The following is a 24,771-nucleotide window of genomic DNA, read 5'->3' as shown; positions in this document are numbered from 1 at the left end:
AAAAGAAGCCTGGATGATCGATGCCACCCAAACTTCTTTCGCTGATTCTTCCAACAGGTGGAATACGAATTGCCAGCCTGACAATATAGCCTGCCTATTTCTTTTTCGACGCAGCCTCCGTTAACTGAGCTTCCCAAGCTATGTTGGTGCCGATATTACCCATATGTTCGATCAATATCGGTACAAGCTGACCTGCTGTTTCCGTCCTTGCCCAGTCACGTTGCAGTTCGGCCTGAAATACATTGAAAGTGATAGGCACCACTCCCCCCATGATCATGCGCTGGATGGCCATTTCGTGAGCCTCCACAGTTACACCGGCAGATGCATCGGTCACCACATAAACCTCATACCCCTCACCGGCGGCTTGTAAGGCAGGCATAGCTACACATACCTCCGTCCAAAGTCCGGCAATGACAATTTTCTTCCTGCCGGTCTTTTTTACCCAGTCGACGACTCTCTTATCTTCCCAGGCATTGATGTACGTACGGTTGATGGGAGTCTGCTCCGGCCAGATATCGGTCAATCCCTTGACGATATACCCGCCTCTTTCTTCTACCACCGAGGTCAGCAAAGTGGGCACTTTGAATACCTTGGCTGTTTTGCCCAATCCGATAACATTGTTTAAGACCAATTGACTGTTGTGGCTTCCTAAAGTGCCGAACTGGAAAGGCTGGTGGTCGATCAATAAGAGGGCGCAATTGTCCGGAGTGAGTAATGTTCCAAGGCCATTGAATTTGTTGCTTTGCGCCGAAACAGTCGATAAGCTAATAAACATAACTACCCCCGCGAGAAGGCACCTGCTGATGGATGATACTTTCATTTTTTGAAATATTAGATGGTGATATAAAGATTATCAATCGTGTGATTTCAGGACAGGATACATATTCATCGCTTCCCGAAGCAGCTTGATCTTTCCGTTCTCAGCTACCAGGCGACCCATATACAGCTGTTGATAAGGTTTGCCATTAAACGTACCGTCTACTTCGTATTCTGCAAACACCTGCTCAGGGGTTTCTATATAGTACTTAATGTTGATGAATTTAAAATCCGGGGCCATTTTTAGAAGTCCGGCTATCATGTTTTTGATGGCTTCCGGCCCTTCGGTCCGCCAGGGCGCACCTATCGAGGCTAAATAAGGAAGTTCGATCGCGCCATCTGCGGCAAACAGGGACGCTGCTGCAGCCGGATTTTGGTCGTTGACATTACTATGATAAGCTTGCATTAATTCTTTTGCTGTTTTCATTGTTTGATTTTTTGTTACAGCAAATGTCTAATGATTGCCCATCACCAGCATTGATATTTGATAAATAAAAGCGTGACAAATGTCAAAACATTATGTGCCTTAGATCAATTTTGGTCCTGCGATGTGCGGGTATATTTGGGGCATGAAAAGAATAATAACAATTTTCTTTAGTGCGATCATCAGCGCCAATATATATTCACAGCCTCCTGCACTCCCCCCGACAAACCTTGGGTTGGCCAACATATACGATGGTGTTGCCGGCAAGCCCGGATTCGTTTACCAGGGCTATGCTCAACTCTACCAGACGAACCGGATCTACAATGCGAATGGGGATAACACGGGTTCATTGCTTAAAGTAAATTCTCTGTTATCCTTGCACCAGCTTATCTATCTCACCCCGGTGAAGGTCTTGGGTGGGAATTTGGGGTTTACCGTTTTGGTGCCGATAGTGAGAATTACGGCTACCAATACAGCCGGGCCGGCTCCTTCAGTCAATCCGGATGCAGTAGGGGACATCGTTCAGGGAACAGCTATTCAGTGGAGTGATAGAAAACTGTTTGGAAAGGTTTTCTGGCACCGCCTGGAAGCAGATGTCAATATTCCCACTGGATCATACAATTCCAATTATGCGATAAATGCATCTTCTCATTTATGGGCTATCGGGGTATACCATGCTTTTACGCTGTTCCTGAACAAAAATGTCACCCTCAGCGCAAGGAACCAATTCAATTATAATTTCCGCATTATTGATAAGCCGGATAAACCCGGCGCCTGCTACAACGGCAACTATTCGATCGATGTTTCGCTATTGAAGGATTTTAAGTTGGAAGTCGCTGCGTATTATCTCACGCAGATCACCGAGGACAGCTATGATGGGGATCACAATTATTATCAGAATAGGTATCAGCTTTCCACTACAAAGGAGAGGGTACTGGGTTTTGGCCCCGGCCTCGCTTATTTTCTTCCGGGTGGAATTTTAATAGAAGGAAAGGTATTTTTCGAAGCAGCCGCTAAAAACACTTCGCAAGGTACAAGGCCGACCTTGCGGATAGCCATTCCATTTCCTGGTAAAGAGAAATAATTTACTTACCTATAATATAGTAAAATGAAAATTAGAATTTTTCTTGGACTACTGTCTGTACTTGCAACCGGATTCCTCCAGGCGCAAAACAACTCAGGCGACGCAGAATTCGCAAGACCCGATCTGGTGCATCGTTTCCAGATCCACATCTCCCAGGCCAAACTGGATTCCGTCATGAAAAAGGTTAAGGCTGCAACATTGCCTCGACAAATGCCGCCCCGGGACAATGCTTCCAATTGGGAAACGGGAATGGACATGAAATGGCTGAAGGATCTCCAAACGTATTGGATCGATTCTTTTGATTGGAGGAGACAGGAAAAGCTATTGAACAGTTATCCTCAATTCATTGCTAACGTGGATGGGTTCGATATCCAGTTTTATTATATCAAGGGAGAAGGAAAAAATCCTTTGCCGCTGGTACTCACCCATGGGTGGCCTGGTTCGACATTCGAATTTTTCAATGTCATCGGCCCACTTACGCACCCGTCCAGGTATGGCGGAAAGAGTGAGGATGCTTTCACCCTGATAATACCGGCGCTTCCAGGGTTTGGGTTTTCTTCCCTTCCGTCCAGGCCCGTAAATGCGAATACGACGGCAAAGCTTTGGCATAAGCTCGTAACAGAGGTGATTGGCTACAAACAATTCGTGGCGCAAGGGGGTGACTGGGGCGCCGGTGTTACAGTACGATTAGGTTATTTTTTCCCCGATGATGTTAAGGCTATTCATTTGAATTTCTTTCCAGGGATAACCGTACCGGAGAGTGAGCAATCCGAGGCAGAACGAAAGTACTTCGCAACCATCAATGCATGGCGGATTGGCGGGTTCGACTATTGGCGCCTTCAGGCCGATAAACCCATGATGGCGGCCGTTGCTTTGGACGACAGCCCATTGGGCACCGCAGGCTGGATAGCGGAAAAATTCTGGGCATGGGCAGATCATCATGGGAATCTCGATTCTGTGATCAGCAAAGACCGGTTGCTGACGGACATCATGCTTTATATAGTAAATCCTGGCGGTATCGATGGGAGCTTTTGGTATTACCGGGGGGCGCTATCCGAGCTTAATGCCAGCACATGGCCGGGTTATGTAAATACGCCTACATCCATTTCCAAATACCCGGGGGATATGCCCGTTACCCGTCCACCCATAGAAACCGCAAGGCGAGGCTATAATGTTGTTCGATTCACTGATATGCCACGAGGCGGACATTTTGCTGCGATGGAACAACCTGAACTATTCGTCCGGGATATCCGTGAGGTGTTCCGACCTTACCGGTGATGTCAATTCAAATTCAGGATTTTTTTCCCGATTTGTGCCTGATCCGGCTTAGTGTTTCGCGTGTAATGCCAAGATAGGAAGCAATCATGCTTTGAGGTACCCTGGTGGCAAATGCAGGATACCGCTGAATGAAATTCGCATATTTCTCTTCGGCCGGAGTGCTGATCGCATCGTGAATGCGCTTTTGCGACGCAACAAAACTGCGGTCGATAATAGCATTTTGCATGTCATTGAAAGCCGGTATCTCCTTGCAGATAGTCTCAAACTTCTGCTTTTCTATGAGAACTATTTCACTATCCTCGATCGCATCGATATTGAAACGCGAGGGCTGGCCGGATAGCAGGGATTCCCTGTCGCCGGTCCACCAGTTCTCCATCGCAAATGCGATCACATGCTCATCTCCCTTTTCGTCAACAGAGTAGGTTCTTACCAATCCTTTTGAGACAAAGGCATGATTTTTCCAAATGTCGCCCTCTTGTAACAAATACTGTTTTTTGCGTAATTTTTTCACCACGCATTTGGAGGAGATCCACTCGTGCTGTTCTTCCGTAAGAGATATTTTGCTGTCCAAATAGTTCTTAAATACTTCGAGCACAGCGGTTTTTGGGAACTAAAATAATAAAATTCGCAGACAATTCAGCGCAACACATCATCCTGGCCCTCGTAAGCCCTACCTGCGCATCACCTCTCTATAATCTTTTACAATGGCGTTGATCACCAGGGCAGGATTGTCATTGAATATTAAATGTCCGCAACCGGTGGCCAGGATACCGGTGCGGTTGGATGACGCCGCGGCGAATTCCTGGTGACAGCGTTTCCAGTCATTGATGTCTGCACTATCCTGGAAGGGGGGATGGTCTGCAACAAGGTCTGTCACCGGGATCGTGTTTGGAAAGGCGAATTCGCTCACCAATACAATATTATTACTAAAATCCGCCCCCTGGTAGTAAGTGCCGGGATGCGATGCTTTTACCTCGTCCGTGTTTCCTTGGTCGATCATCTGTTGCGTTGCGGCGAGCCTTTTTTCATTGTAGAAGCAGGTCGTTGTAGCGTCGATGAGTACGGCCGCTTTCACCTCGTCCGGGTGCCGGGAGGCGTAGAGCTGTGCGTATAGCCCGCCCTGGGAGTGGGCAACCAGCATAATATCACCGGTGTAACCTAATTTTTTCAGCCCGGTTTCCAGGCCGATCACTCCATCTGCGATCCCATGCCTGGTGTTGTTGAACGTGCTTTTGCCGAACCCCGCTCTGTCATAAGTAATTAAGGTAGTTGCCGTGCGCTCGGCAATAGGCCGGATGATCTTATTCCAGCTGGTAGCATCTTCCCCACCACCCGCATCAAAAAGTATCGGGATGCCTTTGCCTTGGAAAATAACAAAATGCAGTTTATAGCCACCCACGTCGACCAGCGTGTCCAGTGTTTGCCCTTGAAGGGAAACGCTATTGCTGTTGCCGTCAAAGCCGGCGATCTTCATCGGGGCAAGAACGTCCCATTTATTCGGCTGGTTTGCCCGGATAGTAGCATCAGGTGAGCCCTTTCCGTTCCAGAGGACGAAACCCTTGTTCCGGCCCCATACCCAAAGATTGCCCTTGCTATCTTCTGCGAAAGCATAGAAGGCATCGCCGATGTCTGCGAACAGCTTCACGAAGGACACCCCGGCGGGATTGATCTTAAGGGGCTTGTCAACCCAAAGTCCGCCGCCGCCCCACGGTGCGACGAAATTGTCGAATTTCGCTTCCTTGCCGTTCCCGATCGCGGCCTGCGTATTGTCTCCCCACGCGTATGCATCACCGTTTGACATCAGGGCATAAGTTGCCTGAGTACCGACGGTCAACTGCACCGGGTTGCCCGGGAGGCCGAGGGTTTTTGTAAGATTGAAGGGAGTATTCCGCCCACCGACATTCGGGCCGAGGCCGAGAAACCGGGTATTGTAGGCAACCCCGTAAATGGCGCCGCTCTTGCCTTTGAAGTAGGTGAATGACCCGCCACCGGCAAGATCCACAATTGGCTCCGGGAATTTCATGGCGCCGGGCCGGGTCGGGTTAGGATTGTCGACTCCGCGGCCCAGGACATAGGTCGGATAGTATTTGAGCCGCGTTCCACCCCAGCTGTCGACCGTTCCGTCCGTGTAGAGGACATAGACGAACGACCCGATCGCGACTTTTTTTACAGGTTTTCTGATTGCCGTTACCACGTAGGGCGCGGGCTCCGCCACATTGCCTTCGGTCCCGTCCCCTCTGAATCCCGACTGGGTGTTGCCCAACAAGATCAGCTTATTGTCATTGGTGACGACAGCGAATCCATATCCCATGCCTTCCACTGCACCGCCTCCGCCGTTAGCATAAGCAACGATTTGCCGGGCGTTGGAGATAGCCGTTTTCGTCGCCCCGATCGATTCCGCCTTTAACCCGAGTCCGGAGATGTTACAGAAATTTACCCCCCACACATACGCGTACCCGTCAACACCAATGAATCCGGCCGTGTGCAGCGACGCGGAGCCCTTGCCATCGCCGTCGGCAATGGGAGGAAGGCCGGCCACCGGGTCGGTGCTGCTGGCAACAATATCATACACCCGTTTGCTTTTCGGATGGCGTACCCAATTATCGTATTCCCCGGGATAAACCTGGTACTTCTGTGCATGTAGCGCGAGCGGGAAGAGAAGGAGAAGAAGAATTTGTTTCATGTTTCTTTTAAGTTATACAAAAATATATATTGTGGAACAAAATCTACATTTATGTGGTGGCGAGACCTCAAAGGGCGGGTTGCTTCGTTACGTGTTATCCTGTAGAAATGTCCTTGGCACGCTAATTGGGTTTTCTTTAACGAATCTTAAGGATCCAAAGGCCATTTTATAACAAAAGTAATTCATGTCATGGCTCATGGATTGGTCGTTTGTCCTTAAGATTTTCCCGCTTCGATTGCAATAGCCAATTTCACTTAAAAGCCTGACTCTCTTTCCTTTCATTTGTTGACTATCCTATTACTTAATTAAATCTAAATAAGTTTAAGTAACACCATAGCATCCTTATGCGTATACATGACCTAGGCCCTAACATTAGTTCGGTTATTGTTTCATTATCGATCATGCTTTCTTCATGCGTCGACATGCGAAAGACAACCTATTTCAATGATCTGCGGGATGGTGAAATAACATCTGTTCCACCCGCCATTCCATTGATCCATAAAAACGATATTTTAAGTATTTCGGTAAGCAGTTTGAACCCGGAGGCTTCGTCGGTATTCAATGCTCCAAATTTACTTCCAACCGCGTCCTCCACGGTACTCGGAGCAACTTCACAATTAGTCGGCTATCTGGTAAATGAAAAAGGCGATATTCTTTTCCCCGTGATCGGAACGGTGCATGCGGAAGGTTTGTCTACAAGACAGTTAAGCGACAATATCGCAAAAATATTGTCCGATAAAAAGCTCCTTGTGGACCCCATCGTCTCGATACGTATCACCAATTTCAAAGTCACGGTCCTTGGCGAAGTGGGGCATCCGGGTGTTATCTCCGTCCCAAGTGAGCAAATAAACATCCTTGAAGCATTGGGTTTTGCGGGCGATTTGACCATTTACGGCAGGCGCGACAATGTATTATTGATCCGGGAAAAGGGTGGAAAAAAGATTGTTCAGCATATCGACCTTAACGCAACGGACATTCTCAGCTCCCAATTTTACAACCTGGAACCAAATGATGTTATATATGTTCAGCCGAATAAGGATAAAGCGAGGAGTGTTAACAATACAAGACAGCTATTGCCTGTGGCATTTGCAGCCTTGTCTTTCCTGGTGGTTGTAGCCAGTCTCGCCGTAAATAAGCAACTATGAACAGAATGAAACTTTCCAAAAGTGCTTACATCGAAAAAAAGGAAACCGACCTTTTGCAGCAAGCCCTTTTTCGATACCTGCCTTATTGGCCCCTGTTTCTCGCGGCGGTGCTTTTCGCACTGATCGTAGGGTTTATCTATCTGAGATATAAAACGCCTTTGTATGAAGTGACCGCGTCGATACTGGTAAAAGATGAAAAAAAAGGGCTTGATGATTCAAAGGTCGAAGATGCCCTCAATCTCTTCGGCGAAAAGAAGATCATCGAAAACGAGATCGAAGTGATTCGGTCAAGATCCATCATTTACCCGATCGTTACCCGTTTGGATCTGTATGCGCCGGTCGAGGAAAGATCGGGATTTTCTTATCGATCCGCTTATCTTACAAGCCCCGTCAGGGTCGAACTGGAAAAACCCGAAGATCTGCCGTGGGAGGTAAGCCGGGTAAAATTCCGGTATAATGGCCAGACTCAAACCGTCGCTACAAAGGACGCTGCTTACCCGTTGGACCAGTGGGTCGTTTCCCCCTGGGGTAAGATCCGCTTCTCGAAGAACCCACTTGGCGCTTCGGTCGATACGGGAAGATCGTTTTTCTTTTCCCTGGTCAATTTGCCGAAAATGATCAACCAACTGCAAAATGGCATCGAGGTCTCTCCTTCGAGCAAATTATCCACTGTTATCAACATCAGCTATAAAGACGCAATCCCCCTGCGCGGAGAAGCTATTCTGAATGAATTGATCGATTGTTACGAACAGGCGGCCGCAAACGATAAAAATTCGACGGCCGCAAACACGCTGGATTTCGTCGAAAAGAGGTTGCAACTGGTCAGCAAACAATTGGACGATGTCGAATCGAATGTGCAAAAATTCCGAACGGAGAACGGCATTGTCGACGTTAGCCAGCAGAGCAACCAGTATTTGCAGAACGTAAGCGAAAACGATCAAAAGATGAGTGAGATGGACGTACAGCTTTCGGTGCTGGACCAGATAGAATCATATATTCGATCCAAACAGGACCAGCCCGGTCTTGTACCGACAACCCTTGGGATCAAGGACCCAATGCTCTCGCAATTGTTGGAGAAATTATATGATTCTGAAATTCAATATGACAAATTGAAGAAGACGACGGCCGAGAATAGCCCGATCCTGTTATCGGTAAAGAATGAGATCGCCAAGATCAAACCAAGCATACTCGAAAATGTGAGGAATCAACGGAACAGCATTCAGGCTGCAAGGAACAAGCTCGTTTCAAGGAGTTCACAATATAATTCTTTGCTGAATACGCTGCCTGAGAAAGAACGACAATTGGCAGAGATCAGCAGGCAGCATAATATAGAGAATAGCATTTACAGTTTCCTGCTTCAGAAAAAGGAAGAAGCAACCCTGGCATTCAGTGCTGGCGTATCGGACAGCAGGATCATCGATAAGGCGCAATCATCGATACAACCCGTAAGCCCCAAACCGTGGATGGCCTATATGATCGCGCTGGTCCTTCCCATCCCGCTTATCTCGGTTGCGATAAGCGCCAGGGAGTTTCTTGGAAATAAGGTGCTGTTCAGGCGCACGATAGAAGAGTCCACCGTGCTCCCGATCATCGGGGAATTGGGGTACGAAACATCAAAGAAACTCTTGGTGATCGAAAAGGGTGAAAGGACCTTTATTACAGAACAATTCAGAAACCTTCGCGGGTCGGTTGCATCGGAATTGGCAAAAAGAAAGGGGAAGACCGTCATGGTCACCTCTTCCATTGCAGAGGAAGGAAAAAGTTTTGTCGCGATCAATCTGGCAGTGGTTTTTGCCGCCGCCGGGAAGAGAACGGTGCTGGTAGAAGCCGATATGTACAAGCCAAAGCTCGGTTCGGTCTTTCAGCTGAAGGAAGACGCCGGATTAAGCGGCATTTTAAACTGTCCCGATGTCCGGGCCATGTGGGCTTCTTCCGTTGATCGAGCGACTTTTTATGACAACCTGTTTGTCTTTCCTTCGGGCAAGACGCCGGACAATCCTTCAGAATTATTGATGAGTAACCCTTTCAATATACTGATGAAGGAGTTGCAAGATCATTTCGACATCGTAATAATTGATTCCGTGCCGGTGAACCCGGTGCCCGATGCCTTTACTATTGCCAGATTTGCCGATATCACCCTGTTTGTAGTCCGGCATGGCGTTACGCCCAAAGAGAATCTACTACTGCTCGATGAAGATATCAAAATGCAAACCCTGAAAAATGTGAACATAGTGTTTAATGGGATCAAGAGGAGAGGCATTGCCACTTCGGGCTTCGGTTATTTGTACGGATACGGATTCAGCACCAAAACAGGTTACGGGTATTACAGTGTGGAAGAAAAGAGGCCGGTTTTGTTCTGATACAATAGCAAAACAGTTTTCGACATAATTCGAATGAAAGGCTACCATACGCTGTATGGGAGTGGATCAGCGAAGCTTTACCTTAAAAACAACTTTATATCCCTGCGTAATGGAAACCTTAACAAAGTGGTACGCCCTCTACACGAAACCCCGGTGGGAAAAGAAAGTGGCCGACCTGCTGTCAGCCAAAAATATCGAGAGCTATTGCCCTGTCACCAGGGTTCCCCGTCAATGGAGCGACCGGAGAAAGATGATCACCGTTCCGTTGTTCACCGGTTATGTGTTTGTCAATAGCGATGAACAAAGAAAAACGGCAGTGCGGTCCACGACCGGTGTCATCAATTTTGTCTATTGGTTGAACAAACCCGCGATCATCCCGGATGAAGAAATAACCCTTATAAAGAAATTTCTCAACGAAAATGAAAATGTGCAATTGGAAAGGGTCGAGATCCGGAATAACGATACGGTGCGTGTAACGCATGGAGTGCTCCTGGGCTTCGAGGGCACGGTATTATCGGCCTCCAGGAATGTGATAAAAGTTCTCCTGCCATCCCTTGGATTCATGATGACGGCCGAAGTAAAAGCATCACACGTTGAATTGGTACAACGAAATCAATCTCAGTCAACCTCTCTATTACAGGTTTAATTATGATGCTCCAAATTGTATTGGCTGGGTTCACTTTATTCTCCTTTTTTGTATTTTTCGTCATAAACAAATACTCCCGTGAGTCCTATTTGTTGTTCAATGGCTATTTCCTTCCTTTGATGTGCCTTGGAGTGACACCGGAAGCCTTTGGTGGGTTAAAGGTCTTTGATGTGCTTTCCTATTTTGCCTTCCTTTTTTTCGTTAAAGACTTTATTTTTATTTGGAATAGGAATAAGATCTACTTCTATCTGTTCATAGCCCTGATGGTAATTGTATTGGCGGGAAGCCTTCAGTCCGAGTTCGTCGGCAACTCTCTGCTAAGCATACTGTCTGTCTTGCCGATATTTATTTTCTCCCGGTTATTGCTCAAAGAAGTGTCCGTCCATCCGGGGTTGATCGACAAAATGACCCGTGCATTTCGATTCTCGTTCTTTATAGCCGCTGTTTTTATCCTGATGCAGGTGATAATGGGAATACGGTTCACCTTTTATCCTGATCTGAACCCCAATGTAACCACCGATGACGGCATCCGGTATCCCGGGTTTTTCATGGATTCTCAAATGAACTCGCAATTCCTCGGTATGCTCAGCTTTCTGTTCCTTATCAACTTCAGAAATATTCTAAAGCCTGCACTATCGAATTACCTGTTTTTCACCCTGGTCATTATTTCCATGTTCTTTTCGGGCGGGCGATCCGGTTTTTTGGGCTTTGCAACGGGCTTTGTTTTCCTCTTGCTCTTTTTTGGGCGGCGGATGGCGTATTTCATCGGCATCGGGGCGCTGGCTGTGGTCGTAGCGATGCCTTTCATGAAAGATTCGTTCGTTCTTTTCCGGCGCATTGACAGTTTCGACGATTCTTATGTGTTCCGCGCATATATATGGAAAGAGGCCTATGACATTTATCTGCACCATAAATTGTTGGGCATTGGCATTGGGAACTATAAGGATTACGTCGATCGGTATTCGTCCGATCAATACTATGTGTTGAAAGACAATACTATCCTGTTGCTTGATCAGCCAGAGAGCGGTTATCTGAAGGTGCTGACCGAGATCGGCGCCATCGGGTTTGTGGTCTCCTTTTTACTCATCCTTCTACCCGTTGTGAAGGCGGTGTATGCCCACCTTAAAAGGAGGGACAATTACCTTGCGCTTTTCTTCATCGCATCCATCATTTGCTGGTTTGTTTCTTTTAATTCGCTTTATACATTAACCGACAGGAGAATTGTCATTCTATTGACGTCACTCGTCTGCTTTGTCATCACCCCTGTCAGGTATCCATTTTCGCATTATGACCCGTTATTCCATAAACAAGATGTCCTCGCTGCATAGATCGAAACTGATGCGCAATAGCTTTTGGGGCCTTGCCGCAAACGTATCGCAGTCGCTGTTAATGAGCCTGTTTTACGTGATCCTGGCGAGGAAATACACGACGTCTGATTTTTCATGCTTCCTGATCGCCAACTCCCTTTATCAGTTTTTGGCCACGATCTCCAACCTGGGTCTTGGCCAGTGGTTCACCCGAGAGATCGTGAGCGCCGGGAATGGCGCGAGACCCAATAATGACTCGGGCGCCGGGAATGGCGAAGGCCTCGTCGGTAAGTTCCTCAAATTGCAACTGTATTCCGGCGTGAGCTTCTATCTCGCCAATTGTTTGCTCGCGCTGCTGTTATATGACAATCACGAGATACGGTTGCTCACGGCGTTGATGGGAATTAACATTGTGTTCGATAATCTTATCTATGTCGTCAAGTGTCTGAACATTGCGAAGTCTGCCCAAAGCATTACTTTTAAGATCATCATTGTCGATTCGGGGCTGAAATTCCTGGGGATCCTTCTTTTGTTGTTCTTCCCTTTCTCCATTATGGTTTTGTCGGCCGGCCTCATCGGGATCAGGTTCTTAACACTGAATTTATTTCTGAGATACGGTTCGGGAAGGACCCTTGATTGGAGAGTGCTGGTGAATTACAATATCTCTATAAAGGAAGTCACCAACATAATACTTGCCAACTGGCCTTTTCTCGTGATAGGAAGCGTCTCAATCGTTTACTGGCGCATCGGGAATATCATTATCTCTAAAATGCTCTCGCTTTTGGATGTGGCTGTCTACGAGATATCCTTTCGGGTATTTTCCGTCTTTCAGATCCTGCCGGTAATCGTCTCGGCGTCGGTGTTCCCCCACCTGGTGGCTTTATACAATTCGGGTGATACGATGCAATTCAATGCTGCTTACAAGAGATATTTTTATTCGTTTTTGTTCTATGGCTTGTTCGTATACACCTTTATGTATTCATTTTCCGGCGAGATAATGCCCTTTCTTTTCGGGCACAACTATGCAACGGCGGCCGCCTATACAAGGGAGATGTTCCTGACTATGTTGCTTTTCCCAACCGGGGTGCTTCAGGCAACGGTTCTGATATCTATGAAGCTCGAAAGGGTGGATATGATGATAAATATTATCAGTCTTATTGCGAGCGTAGCGCTGATATGCACCGGTCTTGCATTCGTTCGATCGCTCACGATCGTAAATTATTCCATTTTTATTTCATTTTTGCTGTTTCATATTTGCCAGGACTATATCCTTGTCAAGAGAAAGATATTGACCGTCAGGAATGTCGTCAATTTCTATTTTTTCACGACTGCACTTGTTGTCGGCTACGTTCTCCTGTCTCCGCGCTTCCGGCCGATAAGCTTCTTCGCCTGCGCCTGGGGCCTCGCAGCCGTTGTGCTTGGCGTCACGCAACGGGTAAAGACGGTCAGATCGCAATCCACCTTTGCAGAGACACACACATCCTAATATTTGTTTCGACAATGAGAATATTTTATTTGTCTTCCACCGACGTAATCGACACCGACATGAATGTTCTGCCGCATCTCAGCAAAGAGCATCAGATCACCTTTGGAGTGCTGATCCCCAGGCTCAGCCGCAGTCATTGGGAGAAGGAACTGGAACCGGCGATCGCCGGGAATAAGCTCATTCAATTGAAAATTGTCCATTTGAGATACCGAAGAAGAAATCCACTTAACATACCTGTTTATATAAAATTGATCCTGGCGATGAGGAGAGGTAATTATGATGTCATATATCTTAATGATTTTGAAGACATTTATTTCAGGACATTATGTATGGCCTTTATCAGAAAAGCCAGGACCATTTATGGCATCCATGATGTCGTACACCACAGCGGGTGGAAACACCATGTTCTATTGAAGAAGACGAAGGAAATGTTTCTCCGGAAATTCGATACCGTTCTTACCTTCTCCGCATCCCAGGCGAAACTGATCGAGCCGAAATGCAGCCGGGTATTTTCGGTGCCGATGTCCCTTAAACATTTTGGGGCTGGCCCGGGCGGGCAAAAGAATTACGATATCATTCAATTCCTGTTCTTCGGCAACATCGCGGCATATAAAGGACTGGGTATGCTGATCAAAGCGGTCAGGCGATTGTCCCTGAAATATGACAATTTCCGCCTGACGATCGCTGGCAGGTGCGCTGAATGGGAGACCGTCTATGCGCCGATGATCGCCGGCATCGAGTGTATTACAGCTGATATCCGGTTTATTGAGAATGCCGAAATACCCGGCTTTTTTTCCTCCGCTCACTATTTGGTCCTGCCGTACAGGGATGTAACCCAAAGCGGTCCGCTGATGATCGCCTACAATTACGACATACCCGTCATCGCCAGCGATCTTGACGGATTCAGGGAATATATCGAGGAGGGCACTACAGGATTTACTTTCGACGCCGGCAGAGGAGACCAGTTGGAAAAGGCCCTCGAGAATGCGATCCTCAGGAAAAGAGACGCGTACGAGCAGCTGGTGGCGAAACTAAAGAGCTTCGTTTCAAAGCAATATGCCGCGGAGAATATCGCATCGCAGTACAATAGCGTCTTTGAAAAGGTTTATGAGAATTGAACGTACCAAAAACAGTGTTGAATGCATTTTTTTTCATTCATATTTCAGGACTGGAAAGCGAACAAAGGGAACCCGAAAGGAAGGACGATCATGCTTCTTTTCAGGATAGCTAATTTTTGTTCGGCACGCAGGATATACTTCTATTTAGGCCTGCCCTACCTGGTCTTTTACCGGATACTGGTTGAATGGTTCTTCACGGTCGAGATACCCTGGAAGGTCAAGATCGGGAAAAATTTGGCCTTGTATCATGGGCAATGCCTTGTAATGAATAGCGAAGTAGTCATCGGAGAGAATTGTACGCTGAGGCATTGTACGACTATCGGCCATAAGCAACTAAAGGGTGGGGGCTTCAGCGGATCGCCGGTCATCGGTGATAATGTAGACATGGGCAGCAATGTTTGCATCATCGGGGATATCCGTATTGGGAACAATGTGAAGATAGGCTGTGGCGCCGTCGTAACCAAAAGCGTAAGCGATGATCAAACCGTTGCCGGGAATCCTGCAGTGCCCATCTCCCGATCGTCAATTACAAAACCAAAAGATAATCACAATGAAAATTTTGATCGGAATAAACCCGAAGGGGCATTCCCATTTGGCAATGGATGAATTGGATGGCCTCAACAAGATCGGCCTGCAATGCAGGTCCGTGAGGTATGGAAGAAAGGATTTTTCAGTAAATGGGCCACTCGGAAGGGCGATGGACGCGGTATTCAATTCTTTCAACATAATTTCAGCGTTGTATAAATTCTCCCCTGACATTCTATACCTGAACTCACGGCTGGAGCCTGTCGCATCTGTCAGGGATTTTATTACGGTATTTCTGATAAGGAGTTTTTATTATGGAAAATTGAAGATCGTAATCAAGTCACACGGATCGGATCTGTCCGTTTTGACGACAAGGTCTTTTTTTTACAGGCGGATCATCATTCCTTTTCTTACAAAACAGGTCGATCTGTGGCTTTTTCTGTCCAAAGAAGAAAAACGTCTCGTATGGAGCAGCAATCCGCGCCTGGCCGGGAGAATATTCGTCACCTGCAATATCATCGAGCCTTCGAGGCTTACTTCCAGTGTTGATTTCAGGAAGAAATATCAGCTGAATAACGACAAGTTGAAGATCGCTTTTATCGGGCGGGTGATAAATGAAAAGGGCGTGTTTGAGTTTTTGAAGGCCATACCATTCATCGGGCGTAAAGATCTGTGTGATTTTATCCTTGTCGGCGATGGCGATGCGCTTGCCCAGGCCAAAGAGCTAGCCGGGAAACTAAATGTGTCGCAATACATACGGTTTTTAGGATGGGTGGACCAGGACGAGGCGGAGAGCTTTTATGACAGTGTCGACATTCTGGTTTTCCCTACTTTTTTCGGCGAAGGATTCCCGATGGCGCTGTTCAAATCCGTTGTTTCGGGATTGCCTGTGATCACGACCCGGATACGCGCCGCCATCGATCATCTGACCATGCCGGAAAACGTCATTTGGGTGGAGCCAAGAAGCGAAAAACAAGTTGCAGAGGCGATCAATGAGTTGATTTGCAACGAAGAGCTCAGAAGATTCATGAGCAATAATAATAAGAGATTGGCGGATCGATTCTCGCAAGCCAAAGTTTGTGATGAAATGAGTGAAGCATTTATGTCACTATAACCCTCACCAAAAGTAAAAGTATATGAACATCATTAAACCACTAAAAAAAGTAAGGAACGAACTCCTTAGAAAAGTCAAATACAGAAGGTATACCATCGGAACGGGCTTTTCTTCCGGCACCCGTGTACGGTTATGGGCTAAGCGAAAGCTAGTCATCGGAAAGAATTTTTATATCGGCAGGGATGCGCTGATCGAAACCGACGCGGTCATCGGCGATAATGTTATGCTCGGAAATCGAGTTGCCGTTATTGGTAAATATGACCACAACTATCAGCAAATAGGCACTCCCATAAGGCATGCGATTCAAATGAGGGACGCCGGTTACGACTGGAAAGGCATCCGGCTGACTACCATCATCGAAAACGACGTAATGGTAGGTCACGGCAGTACCATCTATGGGGGCGTAAAAATTTGCGAAGGAAGCATCATCGCGGCCACCAGCCTGGTGACAAAGGATGTCGAACCCTATTCGATATATGCGGGATCACCTGCCAAAAAGATCAAAGGCCGTTTCGATACGGTGGAAGATCTTCATAAACACCTGGAATTGGTAAAATCAAAATACGTCGGCATCCTGTAAAGGATACAAAAGTTACCTCATGCAGCGAGATAAATTGATCCATTTCGACCTTTCGCTCGGTGAATTTTCGTCGTTCCTGCCCAACATGATCGATCTTGCCAGGCAGAGGTCTTCAGCAACGGTGTGCGTCGCGAATGTCCACATGTTCGTGGAAGCTTATCGTGACCGCGACTTCAGCAAGGTCATCAATAATGCCGACATCGTCACTCCCGACGGAAAACCCTTGACATGGGGGTTGCGCATCTTAAACGGCATCCGGCAAGAGAGGGTTGCCGGCAGCGATATCCTGCCCCAACTGTTGCGGGAATGTGAAAAGCAACAGCTCTCGGTGTTCTTTTATGGCGGCTCGAAGGCTCTGCTGGACGAAACTTCGAGGTTTCTTGGGGCCCGGTATCCGGGCCTGAAAGTGGCGGGTTTTTACAGTCCCCCCTTCAGGGCGTTAACGGAAGAGGAAAATGCAGCCGTCATAAGCAGGATAAATGACGCGGCCCCCAACGTCGTAGTAGTTGTGCTCGGCTGCCCCAAACAGGAAAAATGGTCGGCCTGTATGAAGGGAAAGATCAATTCCGTGATGATCGGCTTTGGAGGCGCCCTGCCATTGCTTATCGGAACGCAAAAAAGAGCGCCTCTCTGGATGCAGCATTCGGGCCTGGAATGGCTGTACCGGTTGTACGTCGAACCAAGACGGTTGTTCAAAAGATATGCGGTGACCAACACTCTTTTCGTATATATCATTCTAAAGGAGTTCGTTCGCCTGAAAGTACGGCGAACCACGGCTCGGTATAATAAGGCTTGATCCTGCTTTGGTCCAAATTCAAAACAGATGGATAAGAAATTGTTGCTTTTAATGCAATTGGTCCTGGTAGGGCTTGATCTTTTATTCCTAAACGCAATTTTTTGTTCGGCCTGCTACTATTTTCAGGCGCAGTTTGTAAAAGGATTATACTTCTATTATGCCGTATTCATGCTGTATTTGAACATTGCGTGGCTGTGCACGGCCCTGGTGGTGAATCAATACAATGAAAAAAGCATATCTTCCTTTGAAGGCTTCGCAAAGCGGAGCGTCCGGGCATACGTATATTTCCTTCTACTGGGGGTAATGTATCTGTTCTTCTCCAAACAGGTATATATCTCGAGATTATTCACAATAGTGGTGCTCCTGAGTTTTGCGCTGGCTCTGCTTTTTAACCGCTTTTTATATATTTTCTTCTTTAGTCATTCCAGGCGGATCGGAAATAATTTGAATAAGGTCGTGATCGTTGGCTATAATGATGTTTCAAAGAAATTGGCGTCCTATCTGGAAATGGACCTCTCGAGCAAAAGCATCGTGGGTTTTTGCGAGTCTTTGGAAAACATAAAGGAATTGTCCCATTACCCTATTTTGGGCAATATAGAGGATGTCCTCGCCGTATGCGAGGAATACGGGGTTTCGGAAATATATTCCACGATCGCGCCTCAGCAAAACCCGGAGATCAGCCGGCTGATACATGATGCGGATTTCAATTGTATCCGTTTTAAGGTCGTTCCCGATCTTGGTTATTTTATGTCACGTCCCGGTCAGATAGATTATTTGAACGACCTGCCCGTAATATCCCTGAGATCCGAGCCACTGGAAGACGTTGGCAACAAGATCAAAAAAAGGATATTTGATATTGCCTTCAGTTCTCTTGTGACTATTTTTCTGATGAGCTGGCTTTTTCCACTCATCGCCATTCTAATAAAACTCAGCTCTAAAGGTCCCGTTCTTTTTATTCAAAAGAGATCGGGCAGGAATAATAAGGTATTCAATGTTCTTAAATTTCGAACACTTAGACATGAAAAAGAAGAACCAGGCTTTCAACAGGTAAGCAAGCACGATAGCAGGGTCTTCGCTGTTGGAAGGTTTTTGCGAAAGACAAGCCTGGACGAGTTACCCCAGTTTTTCAATGTGCTTGCCGGCCAAATGAGCGTTTGCGGGCCGAGGCCACACCCCATACCCTTGAATGATGCCTACAAGTCGATAGTCGATAATTTCATGGTCCGGCAATTCTTAAAGCCCGGCATCACCGGCTGGGCACAGGTCAACGGACTCCGGGGAGAAACGGAGAATAGGTTGAAGATGGCCAGAAGGGTCGAAGCCGACCTGTGGTATTTGGAGAACTGGAGCTTTTGGCTCGATGTAAAGATCGTTTTTCTCACCGTATTCAATGTCATCAAAGGGGAAGAAAATGCCTTCTAAATACCTGCTCCTGCTGGTTCTGTTGGTTTCCTCTCCTTTTTGCACAAGGGCAGCCAATTATTATTTCTCTTCGGTGTCCGGCGATGACTCAAGAAGCAGCAAGCTGGCGCAGCATGCAAACACGCCGTGGAAAACGGTTGCCAGGCTGAATTCCATTTTCAGTGATCTACGGCCGGGGGACTCGATATTATTTAAAAGAGGAGAAACATTCAATGGTACCATCGATGTAACAAGATCGGGGTCTTCCTCATTCCCCGTTGTTTTCGGCGCTTACGGGTCTGGTCCCATGCCGGTGATCTCCGGTCTTGCTCCTGTTTCGTTATGGACGGAAACTTCCCCTGGGATCTTTAAAGCCGCTTCCCCTTCGCATTTGCCGGAGATAAAAATGCTGGTACTGAATGGCTTTCAGCAACCCATGGGCCGCTATCCGAATTCCGGGTATCTCATCTATCGATCGCATGTCGGGATCACTTCGATAAAAAGCGATCAGTTGGCGGCAATGCCTGACTGGAGGGGCGCCGGCATCGTCATTCGAAAGAACCGATGGGTCCTTGACAAGGGAAGCATCGGGTCGCATAAAGACGGCATAATAAGTTATACGGGCGGCTCGAAAAACATGCCTACCGACGGCTATGGTTATTTTATTCAAAATGATCTGCGGACATTGGATTCATCGGGTGAATGGTATTTTGATCCTTCAACGCGGGAGGTGTACGTTTTCTTCGGGAAAAAGGGACCGAACACCTGCAACGTGAATGTGAGCGACCGGGATTTCCTTGTCGTCATCAATAACCAGCAATTCGTAAAATTCGAGAACCTTGCGTTTGAAGGCGCAGGTGTCAGCGCCTTCACTATTTCAAACTCGAAAAATATAAGTATCCGGGATTGCCGCATCGATCTGTCTGCAACCGATGCTATCCGTGCTTCCGGGTCGTCCTATCTCGGCATTGAGAAATGCTATATCGATCACTCCCAGAACGATGCGATCAATTTGGATATGGGGTGCGGCTTTGCGACGGTGAGAAATAATAGCATCCGGAATACCGGGTTGTTGCCCGGTATGGGGGAAAGCGGTACGGGGTCCTACCAGGCGGTAACGCTATTCGGCGATAGCAGCATCGTCGAGGGAAATGACATCGACAGTACGGGTTATAATGCGATTTATTTTGGCGGGAATTCGACGATCGTAAAAAACAACCGGATCGCTCATTTCTGCGCTGTTAAAGATGATGGCGCCGGGATCTATGTCGGTGATTGGCGGGTGACGACCCGGAAAAAGATAACCGGCAATATCGTATCCCATGGGATCGGCGCTCCGGCGGGAACGAGGTCCTTTGAGCCCGGGCCGCCCGTTGAGGGCATTTATATCGATGACAACAGTTCCGGTGTCGATGTAGAGGCGAATACGATATCGGATTGTCCTGATGCCGGGATCAAGATCCACAACGCCCACGAAGTAAAGATAAAAGGTAATACCTCGTTTGATAATGCCATCCAGCTCCTGCTCGCGGAGGATACCTTTTCTTCTCATAGCGCCGTAAGGAATATCCAGTGTTATGGAAACCGGTTTCGTTGCCGATCGGCCGGGCAACTATGCCTGAACATCATTTCGACGGCCGATGATCTTGATTCCTTTGTCCGGATGGATGGCAACTACTACTACCCGCCGGATAAGAGCCATGAAGTGATCCGCCTTGTGTCAAAAATATGGTCCGCATCGAGTGTGACCGAGAACCTTTCCCTATCCCGGTGGCAGGAATTGTACAAGCAGGACCTGCACTCTCTATGAATGAATCGCTGCCGACTTTCGGTTTCCTATTCCAGGCCATTTTACTAAAACTTAAAAATTGTGGTTATGAAAAAAAGTTTACAGATCGCCTTTATGGCGGTGATTGCTTTGCTGTTTTCTTCTTTTTCTGGCTCCGGCCAGTCTTGCCCCCTTTTGACCCACAATCCCTTCACCAATTTCAATTCTACTCCCAACCCCGGCACGGCAGCCAGCGCATGGCTCGCCATTCACACGAAGCTCACCAACACCGATCTGACGGCCAATGGTGACTTTCTTTTATTCTCCGGCGGTACGATCTCTTTGACTGGGGTGACGTCAACGCCGACGGTCACCAATGTGGCTATCCCCAATGGACAGATAGTAGCCGATGCTTCGGTCAGCACCCCGGTGACGACCTTCGATATCACGACGAATACGTGGACAACAAGGGTTCCACCCGGGTTCAGCAGCAGTGACATTTTCATTTCCGGGGCCATCATCAATTCGTCCACCGGCTTCTCGGTCTCTGCCGGTAAAGAATCCACTGTTACCGGGTCTTTTTTTAGCAACAAGCCTTCCTTTAGCTCTTCCTGGTTTTATGGCATCGGAGCCTATGAGCCCGAGTTCAGTTATTCGGCGATTGCCGGTGCGGGCCAGGTATCCTCCGTGGGCGGGGGTGTCCAGGCAGGCACGCCGATACCCGAAGAGTCGCACCTGGTTGCCGGCGGTTCGGGTGGGGGTGGGAGTAATTTCACCGGTTCGAACAGTTCGACGGACAATTTTACCACCTGCCAGAAATCCGTTGTCTGTAATCTAAGTGGGACGATCCAAAAGACAGACGTTACCTGTTTTGGCGCTGCAACCGGGAACGCGACCATTACGCTCACCGGTGGCACTCCTCCCTTCAGTTTTAACAACGGAGAAGGAGTGTTCTTAACAACGTCCAATGCAGTGACCAATTTCCCGAACATTCCTGCCGGGACTTATCCGCTTATCATCACCGATGGCGCCGGCTGTACCATCAACCTCAGCTTGACGATTTCGCAACCTCCCGCCATACAAGTTTCCGGAGTAGTCGTAAATGCCGGCAACAATCAATCGAATGGGTCTATTACGGTAACGGTCTCCGGGGGTACGCCGCCCTATACTTTCCTTTGGAATACGGGCGCCCAAACACAAAATTTAAGCGGGATAGGGCAGGGAACGTATACGCTGACGGTAACGGACGCCAATGGTTGCACAAGCACGCTTACGGAGAATCTCACCGCACCGGCTTGCACATTTACCATGTTCAATGTTGCAGCGACTGCCTTGAAAGGGAGTTCTCAAAATGCATGTGATGGGGCTGCGGCCATCAACGTATCCGGGGGAACTGCGCCTTATACCTACGCCTGGAGTGATGGGGTAACGACTGCCGCCAATACAAGAACGGATCTTTGCGGTCTTACGGCCACCGGAAATCCCTTTATATATACGGTCGTGGTTACGGATGCCAACAAACTCACTGCCAGTGTCTCTTTTTCGCTTTGTGCTCCGGCTGTAGCCACCACTGCCGGTTCACCCCTGGCAACGGGTGCAGGAGCTAAACTATCGCTGGAAGCAGCCGGTACGTTCACTGCAAAAGTTTATCCCAATCCGTCCGACGGATTAACGTACTTATTGATAAATTCTCCGGAAAGATCAAATGCAGCAGTCAATCTGATCGATATGGATGGAAGGGTTATAAAATCTTATATAATAAGCCTTGAGGCAGGAACAAATAACAAAGAATTACAAATTCCAACTCATGCACCAGGTATATATACGATTCAAATTAAAACAGATAAAGATTTTAAGACCTTACCCATTATGTTACACTAAGAGGAATTAAAAAAAGGCCGGTTAGCTTTCTAACTGGCCTTTTCAATTTTATTCCTCAGCCGGCCTTAGTTTTTGACAAAGCCCAACACTTCGCTCCCCGCATGGATATAGTACACTCCATTCGCAAGGCCGCTTATGTCGATTGTCGTGGTGAGGGTGTTGCCAGAGGACTGCAAGGGTATGACCCGAACCTGGTGTCCGGCCGCATCGATCACCTGTAGCATGACCGGTCCTGGGGGCAGGTGCAATTGAACGTTCACCACGTTGTGCGCCGGGTTCGGGAAGAGGGTAAGGGCAGAAATGCCGTCATACCGGACAGGCAGGATCTTGCTGTACCCGTAGTGACCATCGGTATCGATCACCTTAAGCCTGTAGTAATCAAGGGAAGGCATGGGCTGACCATCGACAAATTCATACTCCTTCTCCGAAGCATTCCCGGCCTGGCCCGCCGCGGCAGGCACCATTCCGATCTTCGTGAAGGCGGCGCCATCGGGGCTCCGTTCTATTTCAAAGGAAGACAGGCCGGCTTCCCCGGTGTCCGTAAAATTCAGCAGCACGCCCTTATCACTTTTTTGGGCGGTAAATGCGAGGAGGCTAACGGGGAGAGTCGTTGTAGCACCGGCGATCAGCAGGGAAGTGATCGACAAAGGCGCAAGGGTCACCTGTAGGGTATTATTGACCTGCGGCATAATACTGGCGGTTTTCAATGCATTATCCGCATGCGAAACAAAGGTTTCGATGCCTGCCGGGAGGTTTGATAGTGTGAGGGTTGTGACCGCCTGGCCGGCAAGCAGGAAATTCGGAAAGTTAAGGGTAACGGTCCGGGATTCGGCGGGCGACCGGTTAACCAGTGCCACCGTCATGGAATCGTTAGCGTTGTCGATCGTGGCATAAGCCGATACATCCTGCTCGTCACTGGACACGGCCTGTACGCTGTTGTTTTTATTGTACCGGCTGAAAAGATGAAGGGTTTCCCACATACCAGGGTCCCAGAACCAGGGGGAGAAGTATTCCACGCCGTGGTTCATGAACTCCCCCATCGTCGAAGCATACCAGACGGCCAGCGCGTTCGGGTCGTTATGGAGCTGGGTTCCCGTTTCAGAGACCCCGAAAGTGACCCCGTTGCCCGGTCCCATATATTGGTCGAGCCAGTGCTGGCATCTTCCGAATATATCTTCTATCTGTATCGAGTTATCCCATCCGCCGTTGACCACCCTCACCCCATTGGCCTCAGGGAAATGGTAGGTGCTGTCAAAAAACACGCGGTGATATTGCACGACATCCGAAGCCGAGGAGCTTGAGGGGTAAAAATGGAGATCGATCACATCCAGCAAGCGGATACCGGTGCGCTGTTGTTCTTCGGCGACCCGTTTGATAAAATATTCCAGCCAGGGGTATTGTTTGCCGTCGGATGCCGTGACCGTGGTATTGTTCCAGTTGTACCACAGCCACTCGTTGGCGCTGACCGGGCCGGTCAGTTTGATGCCGGGAAAAAGCGCCCTCGCTTTTTTGGCAACCGTGAAATAAAGCTGCATGAACGTCTCGGCACTGGGTTGCACCGGCATCACATCGTCATGGGTATTGGACCAGATATCCGGCTCATTATCCATGTTCCAGTATCTCATCTTCGTATAGTCGAGCCCCAGTCCGCCGTTGCCGAACCAGTGGGGGAGGATGCCGGTGGTGGAATCCGCTGTCCAGGGTTCCAGGTAGAGGCTGGTATCCCCGTTGACCAGGGCCTTGCTGCCGCCGGCAGGATTGATGACCCCCCCACCTGCCAGGTTCTGTTCCGTGCCCGACCATGGCTGGGAGCCGTTGAAGGCCCAATCGTCGAAATTATGCGTATTGGTCGAAGCCGCCATGCCGATCAGTTGGAATGCCCACATGCTCTGTGCTGCGGGAATATTCTGGTAAAGGGTTTGCGCGGCATAGTCCCAGTCGGAAGCATACACATTGTTATACCACTCCGAATGGCTGGACAGTTTGCGCCGCCAATTGTATTTGGTAAGGTTATTCCCGCCGTTCTCCCGGAAAAAATTCACCCCGGCATCGGTATATTGTTGCCAGGTGCCGGCCGAAACCGGATTTGCCGGATCGTCGGAGAGGGAGTTGTTCTGTCCGAAGATGGTGTTCCGGCCATAGATGTAGGGAGAAACTGCTTTCCTGTTGTGAAGGATATCGACGGTCACCTGGACGTTCTGGGCGCGGAGCGCGATATGTAGGCATAGAAATAATCCTAAGGGGAGTATCTCTCTCTTTAGTCTGGGCATTCTGATAGATATTGGATCCTGCGGATAGCGTCCGGGAGTCTAGGTATTGACAAATTAAATGCCAGGCCTTTTGTTCACCGCGCTCACTT

20 protein-coding genes are annotated in these 24,771 nt (G+C 48.2%); 15 read left to right on the top strand and 5 right to left on the bottom strand.

Annotated features, from left to right (window positions below):
• Positions 1-94 precede the first annotated feature (94 nt).
• Together IEY39_RS25405 and IEY39_RS25400 are read right to left on the bottom strand one after the other, a co-directional pair.
• On the bottom strand, positions 95-820 hold the full coding sequence (locus IEY39_RS25405) for a hydrolase (protein ID WP_229689092.1): 726 nt from the start codon (positions 818-820) through the stop codon (positions 95-97).
• Between the two features lie 33 nt (positions 821-853).
• Positions 854-1,243, bottom strand: a complete 390-nt coding sequence (locus IEY39_RS25400) for a nuclear transport factor 2 family protein (RefSeq protein WP_188937017.1) — start codon at positions 1,241-1,243, stop codon at positions 854-856.
• A gap of 142 nt (positions 1,244-1,385) precedes the next feature.
• On the opposite strand from IEY39_RS25400, the gene IEY39_RS25395 reads away from it, so the two are divergent.
• Positions 1,386-2,324, top strand: a complete 939-nt coding sequence (locus IEY39_RS25395; RefSeq protein WP_188937015.1) for a SphA family protein — start codon at positions 1,386-1,388, stop codon at positions 2,322-2,324.
• 24 nt (positions 2,325-2,348) lie between these two features.
• Positions 2,349-3,602 (top strand): epoxide hydrolase family protein, encoded by a 1,254-nt coding sequence (locus IEY39_RS25390; protein WP_188937013.1) that lies wholly within the window; start codon positions 2,349-2,351, stop codon positions 3,600-3,602.
• A gap of 13 nt (positions 3,603-3,615) precedes the next feature.
• Here the strand turns inward: IEY39_RS25390 and IEY39_RS25385 are convergent, their stop codons facing one another.
• The gene (locus IEY39_RS25385; protein ID WP_188937011.1) at positions 3,616-4,197 is read right to left on the bottom strand and encodes a Crp/Fnr family transcriptional regulator; all 582 of its coding nucleotides are present in this window, start codon (positions 4,195-4,197) and stop codon (positions 3,616-3,618) included.
• 75 nt (positions 4,198-4,272) lie between these two features.
• The gene (locus tag IEY39_RS25380) at positions 4,273-6,285 is read right to left on the bottom strand and encodes an alpha/beta fold hydrolase (RefSeq protein WP_188937009.1); all 2,013 of its coding nucleotides are present in this window, start codon (positions 6,283-6,285) and stop codon (positions 4,273-4,275) included.
• A gap of 422 nt (positions 6,286-6,707) precedes the next feature.
• Between IEY39_RS25380 and IEY39_RS25375 the strand changes: the two genes are divergently transcribed.
• The 13 genes from IEY39_RS25375 (at position 6,708) to IEY39_RS25315 (ending at position 22,412) form a co-directional block, all read left to right on the top strand.
• On the top strand, positions 6,708-7,430 hold the full coding sequence (locus tag IEY39_RS25375; RefSeq protein WP_229689091.1) for a polysaccharide biosynthesis/export family protein: 723 nt from the start codon (positions 6,708-6,710) through the stop codon (positions 7,428-7,430).
• Positions 7,427-9,790, top strand: a complete 2,364-nt coding sequence (locus IEY39_RS25370; protein ID WP_188937006.1) for a GumC family protein — start codon at positions 7,427-7,429, stop codon at positions 9,788-9,790. The genes IEY39_RS25375 and IEY39_RS25370 overlap by 4 nt, the downstream gene beginning before the upstream one ends.
• Before the next feature lie 109 nt (positions 9,791-9,899).
• Positions 9,900-10,436 (top strand): UpxY family transcription antiterminator, encoded by a 537-nt coding sequence (locus tag IEY39_RS25365; protein WP_188937004.1) that lies wholly within the window; start codon positions 9,900-9,902, stop codon positions 10,434-10,436.
• Between the two features lie 2 nt (positions 10,437-10,438).
• Positions 10,439-11,764 (top strand): O-antigen ligase family protein, encoded by a 1,326-nt coding sequence (locus IEY39_RS25360; protein WP_188937002.1) that lies wholly within the window; start codon positions 10,439-10,441, stop codon positions 11,762-11,764.
• A 10-nt stretch (positions 11,765-11,774) separates the two neighbouring features.
• Positions 11,775-13,229, top strand: coding sequence for a lipopolysaccharide biosynthesis protein (locus tag IEY39_RS25355; protein WP_188937000.1), 1,455 nt, complete (start codon positions 11,775-11,777; stop codon positions 13,227-13,229).
• A gap of 14 nt (positions 13,230-13,243) precedes the next feature.
• On the top strand, positions 13,244-14,347 hold the full coding sequence (locus IEY39_RS25350) for a glycosyltransferase family 4 protein (RefSeq protein WP_188936998.1): 1,104 nt from the start codon (positions 13,244-13,246) through the stop codon (positions 14,345-14,347).
• Positions 14,348-14,368: 21 nt separating this feature from the next.
• A complete protein-coding gene (locus tag IEY39_RS25345; RefSeq protein WP_188936997.1) occupies positions 14,369-14,953 on the top strand; it encodes a serine acetyltransferase in 585 nt (194 codons plus the stop codon).
• The gene (locus tag IEY39_RS25340; protein WP_188936995.1) at positions 14,898-15,986 is read left to right on the top strand and encodes a glycosyltransferase family 4 protein; all 1,089 of its coding nucleotides are present in this window, start codon (positions 14,898-14,900) and stop codon (positions 15,984-15,986) included. The genes IEY39_RS25345 and IEY39_RS25340 overlap by 56 nt, the downstream gene beginning before the upstream one ends.
• 22 nt (positions 15,987-16,008) lie before the next feature.
• Positions 16,009-16,566 carry an acyltransferase gene (locus IEY39_RS25335; RefSeq protein ID WP_188936994.1) on the top strand — a complete coding sequence of 186 codons (558 nt, stop codon included), beginning with the start codon at positions 16,009-16,011 and terminating at the stop codon, positions 16,564-16,566.
• Between the two features lie 19 nt (positions 16,567-16,585).
• The gene (locus IEY39_RS25330; RefSeq protein ID WP_188936992.1) at positions 16,586-17,362 is read left to right on the top strand and encodes a WecB/TagA/CpsF family glycosyltransferase; all 777 of its coding nucleotides are present in this window, start codon (positions 16,586-16,588) and stop codon (positions 17,360-17,362) included.
• A 27-nt stretch (positions 17,363-17,389) separates the two neighbouring features.
• Positions 17,390-18,784 (top strand): undecaprenyl-phosphate glucose phosphotransferase, encoded by a 1,395-nt coding sequence (locus IEY39_RS25325; RefSeq protein ID WP_188936990.1) that lies wholly within the window; start codon positions 17,390-17,392, stop codon positions 18,782-18,784.
• Positions 18,774-20,573 (top strand): right-handed parallel beta-helix repeat-containing protein, encoded by a 1,800-nt coding sequence (locus tag IEY39_RS25320; RefSeq protein ID WP_188936986.1) that lies wholly within the window; start codon positions 18,774-18,776, stop codon positions 20,571-20,573. Before IEY39_RS25325 ends, IEY39_RS25320 begins: the two co-directional genes overlap by 11 nt.
• Before the next feature lie 66 nt (positions 20,574-20,639).
• Positions 20,640-22,412 carry a T9SS type A sorting domain-containing protein gene (locus IEY39_RS25315; protein WP_188936985.1) on the top strand — a complete coding sequence of 591 codons (1,773 nt, stop codon included), beginning with the start codon at positions 20,640-20,642 and terminating at the stop codon, positions 22,410-22,412.
• Between the two features lie 65 nt (positions 22,413-22,477).
• Here IEY39_RS25315 and IEY39_RS25310 read toward each other — a convergent pair whose 3' ends face one another.
• Positions 22,478-24,682: a glycoside hydrolase family 44 protein gene (locus tag IEY39_RS25310; RefSeq protein ID WP_188936982.1), complete on the bottom strand. Its 2,205-nt coding sequence runs from the start codon at positions 24,680-24,682 to the stop codon at positions 22,478-22,480.
• Positions 24,683-24,771 lie beyond the last annotated feature (89 nt).

The organism is Puia dinghuensis, assembly GCF_014642875.1.
In the GTDB taxonomy this organism is placed as follows: Bacteria; Bacteroidota; Bacteroidia; order Chitinophagales; family Chitinophagaceae; genus Puia; species Puia dinghuensis.
The sequence above is the reverse complement of the archived record's forward strand: the minus strand, read 5'-3'. Positions and strand labels throughout refer to the sequence as shown.